Origin of the sequence: Azospirillum fermentarium, from assembly GCF_025961205.1 — a bacterium.
Classification (GTDB): domain Bacteria; phylum Pseudomonadota; class Alphaproteobacteria; order Azospirillales; family Azospirillaceae; genus Azospirillum; species Azospirillum fermentarium.
Genome location: NZ_JAOQNH010000003.1, coordinates 815,252 through 828,335 on the forward strand (window position 1 = coordinate 815,252; position 13,084 = coordinate 828,335).

The window sequence follows — 13,084 nt, forward strand, 5'->3', positions numbered from 1 at the left end:
TCCCGCATCCTAAACGCCCGCCCGCCATGCGCAATGAAGAGTTTGCCGCAACCCCCGCCCTATGGCACCAAGGATGGCCGACGGCCCCCAAGGGATAGCCAACCATGATCCCCGATCCTCATCCCCACCGCCCCAACGTCTATGCCGCTGCCCCGCTGGACCGCGCCGCCCACCGACGCAAGGATCCGGGGTGGCTGGAAGCCGCCCTGGCCGATTCCGCCGCCCGGATTCTGCCCCTGTGGCGCGGCCAGAACCTCGTGACCGGCGGGACGGAGTCGCCCCGCGCCGCCTTCCTGCCCGGCGCCGTGGCGCAATCCTTGGCCGCCGCGGGCGTGCCGCCGGTCTTCCTCGGCCTGTACCGGGACGCGCCGCTGTTCGCGCTGGACCTGAGCCCGGAGGCCGATCCCCTGGCCCTGCCGGAACTGGCGGGGACGGAGGCCGCCTTCTTCGACCTGCGGGTCACCGGGCCGCTGATGGAGGGGGGCGAGGCGGCGGTGTGCGCGGGTGCCCGCGGGCTGACGTGGTGGAACGCCCGGCACCGCTTCTGCGGCGTCTGCGGCGCGCCCGCGGAATCGGCGGAGGGCGGGCACGTGCGGGTCTGCAGCAATGCGGATTGTGCAACGCACCATTTTCCGCGGACCGATCCCGCCGTCATCATGTTGGTGCATGACGGGGCCGGGCGCTGCGTGCTGAGCCGGCAGGAGAAGTGGCCGCCGGCCATGCATTCGGTGCTGGCCGGGTTCGTCGAGCCGGGCGAAAGCCTGGAGGACGCCGTGGCGCGCGAAGTGTTCGAGGAGGTGGGGCTGCGGGTCGCCGACGTACGCTACCGCTCGTCGCAGCCGTGGCCGTTCCCGGCGTCGCTGATGCTGGGCTTCACGGCGCGGGCGGTGGACACCGCCATCACCGTGGACGGCAGCGAGCTGGAAAGCGCCATCTGGGTATCGCGGGAGGAGATCCGCGCCATGCCCGCCGTGCCGCCGCCCGACGCGCCGTTCCGTCTGGCCCGCCCCGATTCCATCGCCCACCGGCTGATTGCGGAGTGGGCCGCCGGAAACGACTGAGGAGAGCGCCTGATGAGCCGTCTGCTGAACCGCCTGGGCCTGTTCCGCGACATGATGGGGGCGACCGCCGCCACGGTCCGCCGCCGGGTGCGGGGCCGCCCGCTCAACCCCGTCTGGCCGGGGTGGATGGAGGCGGCGCAGGAGACGTTGCGGCGGCAGACGCTGCGTGCCTTTCACATGACCGGCCCCGACGGGACGGGGATCGAACGCTCCCGCGCCGCCATCGACACCATGGAGGCCAAGGCCCCGGTGCTGCGGCGGGTGGAGATGACGGCGGACCATCTGGGCGGGCGCCCGGCCCGGCGCGCGCGCGGGGGCCGGATCGCGCGGCACGCGCTGTTCCTGCACGGCGGCGGCTACGCCTATTTCGCCAAGGGGCACGACGGGCTGATCGCCGCGGTGGCGGAGGCGCTGCAGGCCGACACCTGGGCGCCCGACTACCGCCTGATCCCCGAACACCCCTGGCCCGCCCAGTTGGAGGACGCGCTGGCCGCCTATGACGCCCTGCTGGCGGCGGGCATCAAACCGGAAAAGCTGGTGGTCGCGGGGGATTCCGCGGGCGGCCATCTGGTGCTGGCGCTGCTACTGGCGGTGCGCGACAGCGGGCGCCCCCTGCCCGCCTGCGCCATCGCGCTGTGCCCGTGGACCGACACCGACCCGGCCCGGCTGGAGGATTACCCCAGTGCGCGGACCAACGCCCGCACCGACTGGGTGTCGGTCGCCATGGCCGAACGCTGGGCCGCGTGGCTGCGGCGGGATCAGCCGGACCATCCCTATCTGTCGCCGGTGCGCGCCGACTGGCACGGCATGCCGCCGCTGCTGGTGCAGGGCGGCACGGCGGAGATGCTGATCGACGTGATCGCCGCCTTCGTCGAAAACACCCGCCGCTTCCCCGATAGCCGCGTGGACTACGAGCCGGTGGAGGGCATGCCCCACGATTTCCAGGCCTATGGCGAGGTGCTGCCGGCGGCCAAGGCGGCGCTGGAGCGTGCCGGTGCGTTCGCCGCCCGCCACGCGCCGTAACGGGTCACGTCTTCACCGCCCCCGTCTTCACCGCTTCCAGATTGAACGCCGCGGCCAGCAGGGCGCGGGTGTAGTCCTGTTGCGGGGTGGCGAAAATGGCCTCGGTCGGCCCCTGCTCCACCACCTGCCCGTCCTTCATGACGATGACGTGGTTGGACAGCGCCCGCACCACCCGCAGATCGTGGCTGATGAAGAGATAGGCCAGATTGTGCCGCGCCTGCAAATCGCGCAGCAGGTCCACGATCTGCGCCTGCACCGACATGTCGAGCGCGCTGGTCGGTTCGTCCAGCACCAGAAAACGGGGTTTCAGCACCAGCGCGCGGGCGATGGCGATGCGCTGGCGCTGGCCGCCGGAAAACTCATGAGGAAAGCGGTGGCGGCTCTCGGGCGCCAGCCCCACCTCCTCCAGCGCGGTGGCGATGATGGAATCGCGTTCGGCCCGCGTGCCGATGCCGTGGATGTCCAGCCCCTCGCCGATGATCTGGCCCACCGACAGGCGGGGCGACAGGCTGCCGAAGGGGTCCTGGAACACCACCTGCATCTGCCGGCGCAGCGGGCGCAGCCGCTTGGCCTGCCAGCCCTGGATGTCGGTGCCGTCGAAGCGGATGGCCCCTTGTGAGGCGGTCAGCCGCAAGAGCGCCAGCCCCAGCGTGGTCTTGCCCGACCCGGATTCGCCCACCACCCCCACCGTGTGGCCGGCGCGCACGCTCAGCGACACCCCGTCCACCGCCTTCACGTACCCGGCGGTCCGGCGCAGCACGCCCTTTTTAATCGGGAAATGCACCTTGATATCGGAGGCGGCCATCACTTCCGGCGCGTCCCCCGCGGGGGTGAGCGCGCTGCCGCGGGGTTCGGCGGCCAGGAGCTTTTGCGTGTAGGGGTGTTGCGGGGCGGCGAACACCTCGGCCACCGCACCCTGCTCGACGATCTCCCCCTGGTTCATCACGCAGACGCGGGCGGCCATCTTGCGCACCACGCCCAGATCGTGGGTGATGAGCAGCAGCGCCATGCCGAAGCGTTTCTGAAGATCCTTCAGCAGTTCCAGGATCTGCGCCTGGATGGTCACGTCCAGCGCCGTGGTGGGTTCGTCGGCGATCAGCAGATCGGGTTCGTTGGCCAGCGCCATGGCGATCATCACCCGCTGCCGCTGCCCGCCCGACAGCTCGTGCGGATAGGCGCCGAGCCGCGTTTCCGGCTTCGGAATGCCCACCAGCCGCAGCAGCTCCAGCGTGCGGCGGCGGGCGGCGGCGCGGTCCAGCCCCTTGTGCAGGAACAGCGCCTCGCTCACCTGCCGCTCGATGGTGTGGAGCGGGTTCAGGGACGTCATCGGTTCCTGAAAGATCATGGCGATGCGGTTGCCGCGCACCGACCGCAGCGCCTTCTCGTCCGCCCGCACCAGTTCGGTGTCGTGGAAGCGGATGGACCCCGACGGATGGCGGGCCATGGGATAGGGCAGAAGCTGGAGGACCGACAGCGCCGTCACCGACTTGCCCGACCCGGATTCGCCCACCAGCGCCATGGTTTCCCCCCGCGCGATGTCGAACGACACCCCGCGCACCGCCGGGATCGCGGTCCCGCCCTGGCGGAACTCCACCGACAGGTTGCGGACGGTCAGAAGGGTGGTGGTCATGGCTTCCCGCTTCCCATTTGCGCGATGGTCTTGCGCGGGTCGAAGGCGTCGCGCACCGCCTCCCCGATGAAGATCAGCAGGCTCAGCATCACCGCCAGCACGAGGAAGGCGGTCAGGCCCAGCCACGGCGCCTGCAGGTTCGCCTTGCCCTGCGCCAGCAGCTCGCCCAGCGACGGCGACCCCGGCGGCAGGCCGAAGCCCAGGAAATCCAGCGCCGTCAGCGTGGTGATGGAGCCATTCAGGATGAAGGGCAGAAAGGTCAGCGTCGCCACCATGGCATTGGGCAGCACATGGCGGATCATGATGGTCAGGTCGCCGGCCCCCAGCGCGCGGGCGGCGCGCACGTAATCGAAATTGCGCGCCCGCAGGAATTCCGCCCGCACCACCCCCACCAGCGACATCCACGAGAACAGCAGCAGCAACCCCAGCAGCCACCAGAAGTTCGGCGTCACCACGCTGGACAGGATGATCAGCAGGAACAGGGTGGGCAGCCCCGACCAGATTTCGATGAAGCGCTGGAACAGCAGGTCGGTCAGCCCGCCGAAATACCCCTGCACCGCCCCGGCGGCAATGCCCACCACCGACGACAGCGCCGTCAGCACCAGCCCGAACAGCACCGAGATGCGGAAGCCGTACAACAGCCGCGCCACCACGTCGCGCCCCTGATCGTCGGTGCCCAGCCAGTTTTCCGCCGACGGCGGGGCCGGGGCCGGGACCGGCAGGTTGTAGTTGATGGTGCGGTAGGAATAGCGGATCGGCGGCCACACCGCCCAGCCCTTGGCGGCGATCAGCTCCTGCACGTAGCGGTCGCGGTAATCGGCGTTGGTGTCGAATTCCCCGCCGAAGGTGGTTTCCGGGTAATCGTGGAAAACGGGGGTGTACCAGGCGCCGTCGTACTTGACCAGCAGCGGGCGGTCGTTGGCGATGAACTCGGCGAACAGCGTCACCGAGAACAGCACCAGAAAGATCCAGAACGACCACCAGCCGCGGCGGTTGGCGCGGAAATTGGTCAGGCGGCGGGCGGTCAGCGGCGACAGGGGGCGTCCCAACAGGCGGGCCATGGTCACACCCTCCGCGCGTCGAAATCGATGCGGGGATCGACCACCACATACATGATGTCCCCCAGCAGATTCATCAGCAGCCCCATCAGGGTGAAGAAATAGAGCGTGCCGAACATCACCGGATAGTCGCGGTTGATCGCCGCCTCGAACCCCAGCAGCCCCAGCCCGTCGAGGGAGAAGATCACCTCGATCAGCAAGGCCCCGGTGAACAAGATGCCGATGAAGGCGCTGGGAAAGCCGGCGATGACGATCAGCATGGCGTTGCGGAAGATGTGGCCGTACAGCACCCGCCGTTCGCCCAACCCCTTGGCGCGGGCGGTGATGACGTACTGCTTGTTGATCTCTTCCAGAAAGGAATTCTTGGTCAGCATGGTCAGACCGGCGAAGCCGCCGATCACCATCGCCATCACCGGCAGCGCCATATGCCACAGATAGTCCAGAATCTGCCGCCACCACGGCATGTCCGCCCACCCCTCCGACACCAGCCCGCGCAAGGGGAACCAGTCGAGATAGCGCCCGCCCGCGAACACCACGATCAGCAGCACCGCAAACAGGAACGACGGGATGGCGTAGCCGACGATGACCGCACCCGAGGTCCACACGTCGAACGGATGCCCGTCGCGCCGGGCCTTGGCGATGCCCAGCGGGATCGACACCAGATAGGTGATGAGCGTGGTCCACAGCCCCAGCGAGATCGACACCGGCATCTTGTCCAGCACCAGATCCATCACCCGCCGGTCGCGGAAATAGCTGGTGCCGAAATCGAACTGGGCATAGTTGGTCATCATCAGGACGAACCGCTCGTGCAGCGGCTTGTCGAAGCCGAATTCCTTTTCAAGCTGCTTGATGAAGGCGGGGTCCAGCCCCTGGGCGCCGCGGTAGCGGCTGCCCGCCTCCCCGCCCCCGGTGCCGCCGCCGGCGGCCGGGGCGCTGCCGGCGTCGCCGCCGCCGCTGCCGCCGATGCGGGCGGTGGCTTCCACCGCCGTGCCCTGCATGCGGGCGACGATCTGCTCGATGGGACCGCCGGGGGCGATCTGCACGATCAGGAAATTGATGACCATGATCCCGAACAGCGTCGGGATGATGAGCAGCAGGCGGCGGATGATGTAGGCCAGCATGGGCGGCAGCGCCTCCGTAGGCTCGTCAGCGGGGCATCAGCGGCGCAGGGCGCCCGCCTTCTGCGGGTCGAGCCACCACGTGGTGGGGAAACCGTGGGAATATTTGGCCTGTTTTTCAGGGTACGCAAAACGGTTCCAATAGGCCAGCCGGTCCTCGTCGTTGTACCACAGCGGCACCACGTACCAGCCCCACAGCAGCACCCGGTCCATGGCCCGGCTTTCCGCCTGGATGGTGGGCAGGTCGGTGCCGGTGGTGATGCGGTCCAGCAGGGCATCGACCACCTTATCGCGGATGCCGGCGAAGTTCCCCTGCCCCTTCACGTCGGCGACGGCGCTGGAGTAGTAGGATTTCAGCTCCGGCCCCGGCGGGGGGAAAAAGGTCAGGCCCAGGTTCACCGCGTCGAAGTCGTATTCGTCGGTGCGCACCTTGTACTGGGCGGTGTCGATGACGCGGATGGTGGCGGTGATGCCGGCCTTCTTCAGCGTCTCCACATAGGGTTCGTACAGGCGCACGAAGGCCGGATCGGACAGCAGGATTTCAAAGGCGAAGCGCTGGCCGCCGGCGGTGTTGACCATGGCGCCGTTCTTCAGTTCCCAGCCTGCGTCCTTGAACAGCCGCAGCGCCTCGCGCAGGTTGGTGCGGGTCAGGCCGTTGCCCTCGGTCGCGGGGGGCTCGAACGCCTTGGCCAGCACCTCGGGCCGCAGCGTATCCTTGAAGGGGGCGAGGATGGCCGTCTCCTCCGGCGTCGGCGCGCCGCTGGAGCCGTATTCGGATTTGGGGAACCAGCTTTTCAGCCGCTTGTACTGGCCGTACAGCAACTGGCGCTGGGTGGTTTCGAAATCGTACAGCCAGTTCAGCGCCTCGCGCACGCGGATGTCCTGGAACTGCGGGCGGCGGGTGTTGAACACCAGCCCGGACAGGCCGGCGGGGGTGTTGTCAGGGGTGGTGCGGCGGACCACGCGCCCGTCGCGCACCGGGTCGGCGTCATAGCCGGTGGCCCAGCGCTGGGCGCGGTTCTCTTCGCGGAAGTCGATGCGCCCGGCCATGAAGGCTTCGAACATCACCGTGTCGTCACGGTAATAGTCGTAGCGCACCTCGTCGAAATTGTTCATCCCGCGCATGATGGGCAGATCCTTGGCCCAGTAGTCGGCCACGCGTTCGTACGTGATCGACCGGCCCGGATCGATGGCCTTGATGCGGTAGGCGCCGGACCCCAGGGTCGGTTCCAGCGTCGTCTTGGTCAGGTCGCGCCCGCCGCTGGTCCAGTAATGCCTGGGCATGGGCGTCAGCCCCGCCGCCGCCATCACCGTCTTCATGGTGTCGCGGGTGCGCAGGGTGCACATCAGGCGGCGGGGGGTTTCCGCCGTGCATCCCTCGATATCGTCGTAGAAGGAGCGCAGGAACAGCCGCCCCTCCTTGCGGATGAAGTCGAAGGCGAAGACGAAATCCTCCGCCGTGATCGGCTGGCCGTCGTGCCACCGCGCCTCGGGCCGCAGGTTGAAGGCGACCCAGCTCTTGTCGGCGGGGTATTCCACCGTCTCGGCGATCAGGCCATAGGCCGACGACAACTCGTCGCCTGAGCCGGTCATCAGGGAATCGCTGATCATCCCGATGCCGGCCGGCCACGTCCCCCGCTCGATCAGCGGGTTCAGGGTGTCGAAGCTGCCGAAGGCGCCCAGCGTCACCGACCCGCCCTTGGGCGCGTCGGGGTTGACATAGGGCCAGTGGGGCATGGCGGGGCCGTACAAGGGTTCTCCGAACTCGGCGATGGCCCAGGCGCGCGTCACCCCGTTGGCCAGGGTTTCCGCCTGCGCCGCCGGGAACGCCGCCAACACCCACAGCACCGCCGCCGCTGCCGCCATGCTGGCCGCCGTCCTCACCGTCATCATCCGCCCCCACACCCGTAAAAGAGACTGTCCGTGTCCCAAGGTTGGCATCCACCCCACCCATATTCAAGGCGGGAGCGCCCTTTGCGACCATCGGCCAAGCTCACGCCCGGGGCAAGGGCCTTTCCCGTTTGTTGCCCGGACGGTGGGCAACAAAGTTGCTTTGCGTCGCTTTTGCAGCCGACGGCGGCGGGGCATTGCTTTTTGAAATCCTATCCATCGGCACCCTTGCACTTGATTTCAAATGCAAATATGTCTTTTCAAGAATAAATGATGGCAAAGATCACAGTAATTCTGCGGTCATTACTGCGCAGATGCGGAACTTATTGTGCCTTGCAACATGAAATGGCCGGCCATTTTCCACCGGCCCCTTCACAAACGCCCCATCCGTCGCCCGGTTACGGAGTTCTGCCCCATGCCGCTTTTCGACCATATGGACTTCGACGCCCATGAACAGGTGATTTTCTGCGCCGACGCCGATGCCGGCCTGCGCGCCATCATCGCCATCCACGACACCACGCTGGGGCCGGCGCTGGGCGGCTGCCGCATGTGGCCCTATGCGTCGGACGCCGAGGCGCTGACCGACGCGCTGCGGCTGTCGCGCGGCATGACCTACAAATCGGCCATGGCCGGGCTGCCGCTGGGCGGCGGCAAGTCGGTCATCATCGGCAACCCCCGCACAGGCAAGAGCGAGGCGCTGCTGCGCGCCATGGGCCGCAGCGTGGAGCGGGCCGGGGGCCGCTACATCGTGGCCGAGGATTCCGGCACCAGCGTCGCCGACATGAAGGTGATGGCGCAGGAGACCGCCCACGTGTCGGGCATCCACGACAAGGCCACCGGCGACGGCGGCCAGCGCAGCGGCGACCCGTCGCCGGCCACCGCCTACGGCGTGTTCACCGGGCTGAAGGCGGCGGTGCGCCACAGGCTGGGCCGCACCGACCTGGACGGGCTGACCGTGGCGGTGCAGGGGGTGGGCAACGTCGGCGGCCATCTGGCCCGGCTGCTGAAGGATGCGGGCGCCCGCCTGATCCTGGCCGACATCGACACCCCGCGGGTAACGGTGCTGGCCCGCGAACTGGGGGCGGAGGTGACGACGGTGGAGGGCATCTTCGATGCCGCGGCGGACGTGTTCGCGCCCTGCGCCCTGGGCTCCGTGCTCAACGACGACACCATTCCCCGGCTGCGCTGCGCGGTGGTGGCCGGAGCCGCCAACAACCAGTTGGGCCGCCCCCATCATGGGGAAGAGATCCGGCGGCGCGGCATCCTCTACGCCCCCGATTACGTCATCAACGCCGGCGGCATCATCGACATTCACCACGAGCGCACCGGCTACAACCCGGAGAAGGCCATCCGCCACATCGAAGCCATCGGCCCGACGCTGGCCGAAATCTTCGCCCGCGCCGACACCGAGGGGCAGCCCACCGGTGCGATTGCCGACGCCATGGCCCGCGAACGCATCGGCAAGCGGCGGTGACTATTCCAGGGCGCCGCTGCCGATGGCGCGCAGCGACAGGGTGACCCGGCGGTTGCGGGCCAGGCTGACCGGATCGGTGCCCGGCGCGATGGGGCGGGTGTCGGCGTAGCCGGCAGCGCTCAGGCGGGTGGGCGGGATCTGCTGCTCCACCAGCAGCCGCACCACCGCCGCCGCCCGCGCCGCCGACAATTCCCAGTTGGAGGGGAAGCGGGCCGAGGTGATCGGCACGGAATCCGTGTGCCCCTCCACCACCAGCGTGCCGGGGACGGCGCGCAGCAGCGGGGCCAGATAGACCAGCAGCGCCCGCCCCTCCCGCGTCAGGTCCGCCTGCCCGGTGGGAAACAGGATGGCGTCGCCGATGTCGATGGCGATGCCGTTCTGCTGCACATGCACCGCCACGCCGGGGGGCATGCCCATGGCCTCCAGCCGTTCACGCCACTGGTCGCTCAGCCGTTCGGGGGTGGGGGCCGCCACCTGTCCGGGCTCCAGCCGCGGGCCGGGATCGGGGGGGACCGCATCCTCCGCCACCGGTGCGGGCGGGGGCGGCGGGGCCGGGGCGGTTTCCTGCGCGTGTTCGGCCACGGGGGTGTCGGCGGGCGGCGGCTCGGGGGGCAACTGGTCCTTGACCGAGGTGATCGCCATCAGCATCACGAACACCGAGAACAGCAGCGTCACCATGTCGGAATAGCTGAGCAGCCAGATTTCCTGATCGTCGTCGGCGGGCGGGGCGGCATAGCCGCGGTCGGGCTGCCACGTGGCCGGAATGGCACCGTCCAGCGGCTCCAGGTGCTGGCGCGCGTCCGGGGGGAGAGGGTCAAGGGGCGCCATGAAGCTCGTCCCGGCGTTCACGGGTGAATTCGGCCAGGGCATCGGCCACCACCGTCGGCGACCGGCCCAGCCGCACCAGCAGGATGCCTTCCAGCAGGACGTTCAGATTCCCGACCCGGCGGGCGGTGCGCTGTTCCATCTTGATGGCGATGGGCTTGAAGACGACGTTGGCCAGCACCACGCCGTAGAAGGTGGCGACCAGCGCCACCGACATGTGCGCCCCCACCTCGCCCACGCTGGCGGTGCCCAGGCTGGCCATCAGCCCGATCAGCCCCACCAGCGTCGCCAGCAGGCCGAAGGCGGGGGCCAGACCGGCCAGGGTACGGAACAGCTTGGCCTCCACCGTTTCCCGCTCCACCAGCTTCTGGATGCGCCAGTTCATCACGTGCAGGATGTCGTTGACCGGCGCGCCGTCGGCCACGAGCTGCAGGCCCAGCTTCAGAAACGGGCTGCGCACCCGGCCCAGCACCGCTTCGGCATCGCGCACCTGGGCGCGGTGGTGGCAGCGGGCGAACTCCAGCAGGTCGGCGATGTCCTGATTGATGGGGGCGTCGTTGCGGAAGATCGCCGACAGCGCCGACAGCGCCGACAGCAGTTCCGACGTGCGGAAGGCCAGGAACGCCGCCACCGCCACCCCGCCGCCGACGATGGCCGCGCCCGTGGGGTTCCACAGCACCTGCGCCCCGTGCTCGGCGCCGATGTAGGCCAGCAGCCCCGCCGCCCCGGCCACGCCGAGCACGGTGGAGATCATCACGCCCGCCGGGCGGTGCCCCGCGGTTTTGGGTTTTGCCGGTGCCATGATCCGCCCCCCGCCCTACCCGCGCCCCAACAGCCGGGCCAGCAGGCCGGGGGGTTCGGGGGGGGCCTCCTCCGCCCCTTCGCCGCCGGGTCCGGCGGCTTCCACATCCGGCGGCGGGGCGGGTGTGGCGGACGCGGCGGGTGCCGCGGCCCGTTCGTCGGCGGCGTGGCCCTGGAACAGCCGCACCCCGGCCCCCAACGCGGTGTCCAGCAACGCCGCCGTGATGCAGCGCCACAGCACCAGCCGCCCGGCGCCGAACCGTTCGACGCCGGCGGCCAGATGCGCGGCGTCGGGGGCGTCGCACCCGATCACCTTGACGAAATCCACCGCCGCCCCGCCCAGATCCAGGGTTGCCAGCGCCTCCAGCGGCACGCGGTCCAGCGCCACGCCGAACCCCAGATCGGCCAGACGCGCCGCCGCCGCCGCGAAACGGGCCGGGGACAGCCCGGCTTCCCAACTGGCAAGTTCCACCGTCAGCCGCCCGCGCACCTCCGCCGGAATGGCGCGGACCAGATCGCCGAAACCGTCGTCCAGCACGGTGGCGCTGTGCAGGTCGAAGGAAAAACGCCGCCGCGTGGCGCCGCGGTCGCGGGCGATGTGGCGCAGCAGCCCGCGGTCGAGCATGGCTCCCACCTCGTGCCGCAGCCATTCGTCCCGGTGCAGCGCCAGATCCAGGCGGGAATCCAGCTCGTCCAGCGACACCGCCAGTTCGGTCAGCACCGGCTTCGGCGCCGCCGGGTCGGCGAAGGACCACAGGGTTTCTTCCCGCAGCAGCGGTTCCACATTGGCCCCGGCCAGGGTGCGTTCCATCTCCAAGAGCCGGCCCAGGGTGGCGCCGGACACCGGCGGGGTGACGGTGGCCGAGGCCGCCGGCGCGTCCGCAGCCCCCGGCATCAGGTCGGCGATCAGCCGCGGCACCTCGGTCCCCAGGTCGTAGACCCGGCACTGCACCAGCCCATAGCTGTGATGGCGCAGCACATGGGACAGCGCCGACGCACCACGCTCCAGCGCGTCCCGCGCCGCCACCGGCGCGATCACCAGCACCCGGAATCCCGGCAGGCGGAACACCTCGCGCGGGTGGGGGCCGGCCCAGCTTTCCAGATAATGCAGCAGCGACAGGGAAAAGCGCGGATCGTCGGCGTGCTCGATGGCCCCCATGTCCACCAGCAGCGCCGCCATGCCGGCACCGTGGGCGCGCAGATCCAGCAGGCGACGGACCAGGGCGGGATCGAGAGGGACCGCAGCGGGGGAATGGGGCTTCATGGTCGTATGCTCCGCAAGGGGCGCGGACAGGCCAGACAGAAGATCGTATTTGAACGATTTTCGCGCCACTTCCCCAATCCTGCAATGGTACGCTTTTACACACCTCCCGCCGACAATTCGATGACCTCGTTGGTGATATCCTCTTGACGCAAACGCCGCTCTGCCGCAGTCAGGCTGGTCAGCGTCTCGTCCACGTTGCGCCGGGCCGACACCATGACGACCAGACGGGCGGCGTTTTCCGCGGCGAAGCTTTCCATGGCGGCGTGCATCAACTGGGCGAACAGGTATTCGTCCGCCAGCCGTTCGACCAGCCGTTGCGGCTCCAGATTGACCAGCGGCGGCGGCCCGGCCGCCCCCGATCCGGTCACGCGGGCCGGGTCCACCGGCAGCAGCCCGTCGCGCACGATGCGTTCGGCGGCCCCCTCCACCCGCGGATAGACCACATCGATGCGGCCCAGGGTGCCGTCCAGAACACCGGCATAGATCGCCTCGGCCACGGCGCGGGCGGTGGCGGGCACGGCGTCGGTGTGGGTGGCCATGGCCACCGACCAGCCGACCGGCCGACCGCGTTCCTGCGCCAGCAGGACACCGCGGCTGCCCACCACCCACAGCGTTCCGGCGTCCGCCACCGCCGCCAGCAGCCGTTCGGTGAAGGCGCCGGTGAATCCGTGCTCGGGCGTGAACAGGATGACGGTGGTGTGCGCATGGAACCCGTTGCCGAACACCGGGCGGATGCCCCCGGCGGGCAGCCGGTCGAGCAGCGCCACCCCGCGGGCCAGGGCCGCGGCCATGATGCCGGCATAGGCACGGATGGCCGGTAGCGCGTCCGCCGCCTGCCGCTGGCGCACGGCGGCCAGCGAGCGCATGGCGTCCACCACCTGCCGCAACCCTTCGATGTTGCGGCGCCGGGCGGTGACCTCGGCCAGCCGTTCGGCCATGG

Annotated in this window: 11 protein-coding genes; 3 read left to right on the top strand and 8 right to left on the bottom strand. The window is 69.6% G+C overall.

The genetic code is table 11. The features are described from left to right. The first annotated feature begins 104 nt into the window (after positions 1–104). Both nudC and M2352_RS23805 read left to right on the top strand, forming a co-directional pair. Complete coding sequence (gene nudC / locus M2352_RS23800; protein WP_264667017.1) at positions 105–1,061, top strand: NAD(+) diphosphatase; 957 nt, start codon at positions 105–107, stop codon at positions 1,059–1,061. A 12-nt stretch (positions 1,062–1,073) separates the two neighbouring features. Beyond that, complete coding sequence (locus M2352_RS23805) at positions 1,074–2,084, top strand: alpha/beta hydrolase (RefSeq protein ID WP_264667018.1); 1,011 nt, start codon at positions 1,074–1,076, stop codon at positions 2,082–2,084. Positions 2,085–2,088: 4 nt separating this feature from the next. Here the strand turns inward: M2352_RS23805 and M2352_RS23810 are convergent, their stop codons facing one another. The 4 genes from M2352_RS23810 to M2352_RS23825 are packed head-to-tail and all read right to left on the bottom strand — an operon-like array spanning position 2,089 to position 7,783. Then, positions 2,089–3,714 (bottom strand): ABC transporter ATP-binding protein, encoded by a 1,626-nt coding sequence (locus M2352_RS23810; protein ID WP_264667019.1) that lies wholly within the window; start codon positions 3,712–3,714, stop codon positions 2,089–2,091. Continuing rightward, entirely contained in the window at positions 3,711–4,775 is a 1,065-nt protein-coding gene (locus tag M2352_RS23815; protein ID WP_264667020.1) for an ABC transporter permease, read from the bottom strand. Before M2352_RS23815 ends, M2352_RS23810 begins: the two co-directional genes overlap by 4 nt. Positions 4,776–4,777: 2 nt before the next feature. After that, positions 4,778–5,893: a microcin C ABC transporter permease YejB gene (locus M2352_RS23820; protein WP_264667021.1), complete on the bottom strand. Its 1,116-nt coding sequence runs from the start codon at positions 5,891–5,893 to the stop codon at positions 4,778–4,780. A gap of 36 nt (positions 5,894–5,929) precedes the next feature. Beyond that, the gene (locus M2352_RS23825) at positions 5,930–7,783 is read right to left on the bottom strand and encodes an extracellular solute-binding protein (protein ID WP_264667022.1); all 1,854 of its coding nucleotides are present in this window, start codon (positions 7,781–7,783) and stop codon (positions 5,930–5,932) included. Between the two features lie 412 nt (positions 7,784–8,195). Between M2352_RS23825 and M2352_RS23830 the strand changes: the two genes are divergently transcribed. Then, positions 8,196–9,254, top strand: coding sequence for a Glu/Leu/Phe/Val dehydrogenase dimerization domain-containing protein (locus M2352_RS23830; protein WP_264667023.1), 1,059 nt, complete (start codon positions 8,196–8,198; stop codon positions 9,252–9,254). Here the strand turns inward: M2352_RS23830 and M2352_RS23835 are convergent, their stop codons facing one another. The 4 genes from M2352_RS23835 to M2352_RS23850 all read right to left on the bottom strand — a co-directional run bounded on the left by M2352_RS23835 (position 9,255) and on the right by M2352_RS23850 (position 13,082). Next, positions 9,255–10,082 carry an OmpA/MotB family protein gene (locus M2352_RS23835; RefSeq protein ID WP_264667024.1) on the bottom strand — a complete coding sequence of 276 codons (828 nt, stop codon included), beginning with the start codon at positions 10,080–10,082 and terminating at the stop codon, positions 9,255–9,257. It lies immediately after the preceding gene. Further along, the gene (locus M2352_RS23840; protein WP_264667025.1) at positions 10,069–10,881 is read right to left on the bottom strand and encodes a motility protein A; all 813 of its coding nucleotides are present in this window, start codon (positions 10,879–10,881) and stop codon (positions 10,069–10,071) included. Before M2352_RS23840 ends, M2352_RS23835 begins: the two co-directional genes overlap by 14 nt. Before the next feature lie 15 nt (positions 10,882–10,896). Continuing rightward, a complete protein-coding gene (locus M2352_RS23845) occupies positions 10,897–12,144 on the bottom strand; it encodes a hypothetical protein (protein WP_264667026.1) in 1,248 nt (415 codons plus the stop codon). A gap of 95 nt (positions 12,145–12,239) precedes the next feature. Beyond that, positions 12,240–13,082: a F0F1 ATP synthase subunit gamma gene (locus M2352_RS23850; protein ID WP_264667027.1), complete on the bottom strand. Its 843-nt coding sequence runs from the start codon at positions 13,080–13,082 to the stop codon at positions 12,240–12,242. Positions 13,083–13,084 lie beyond the last annotated feature (2 nt).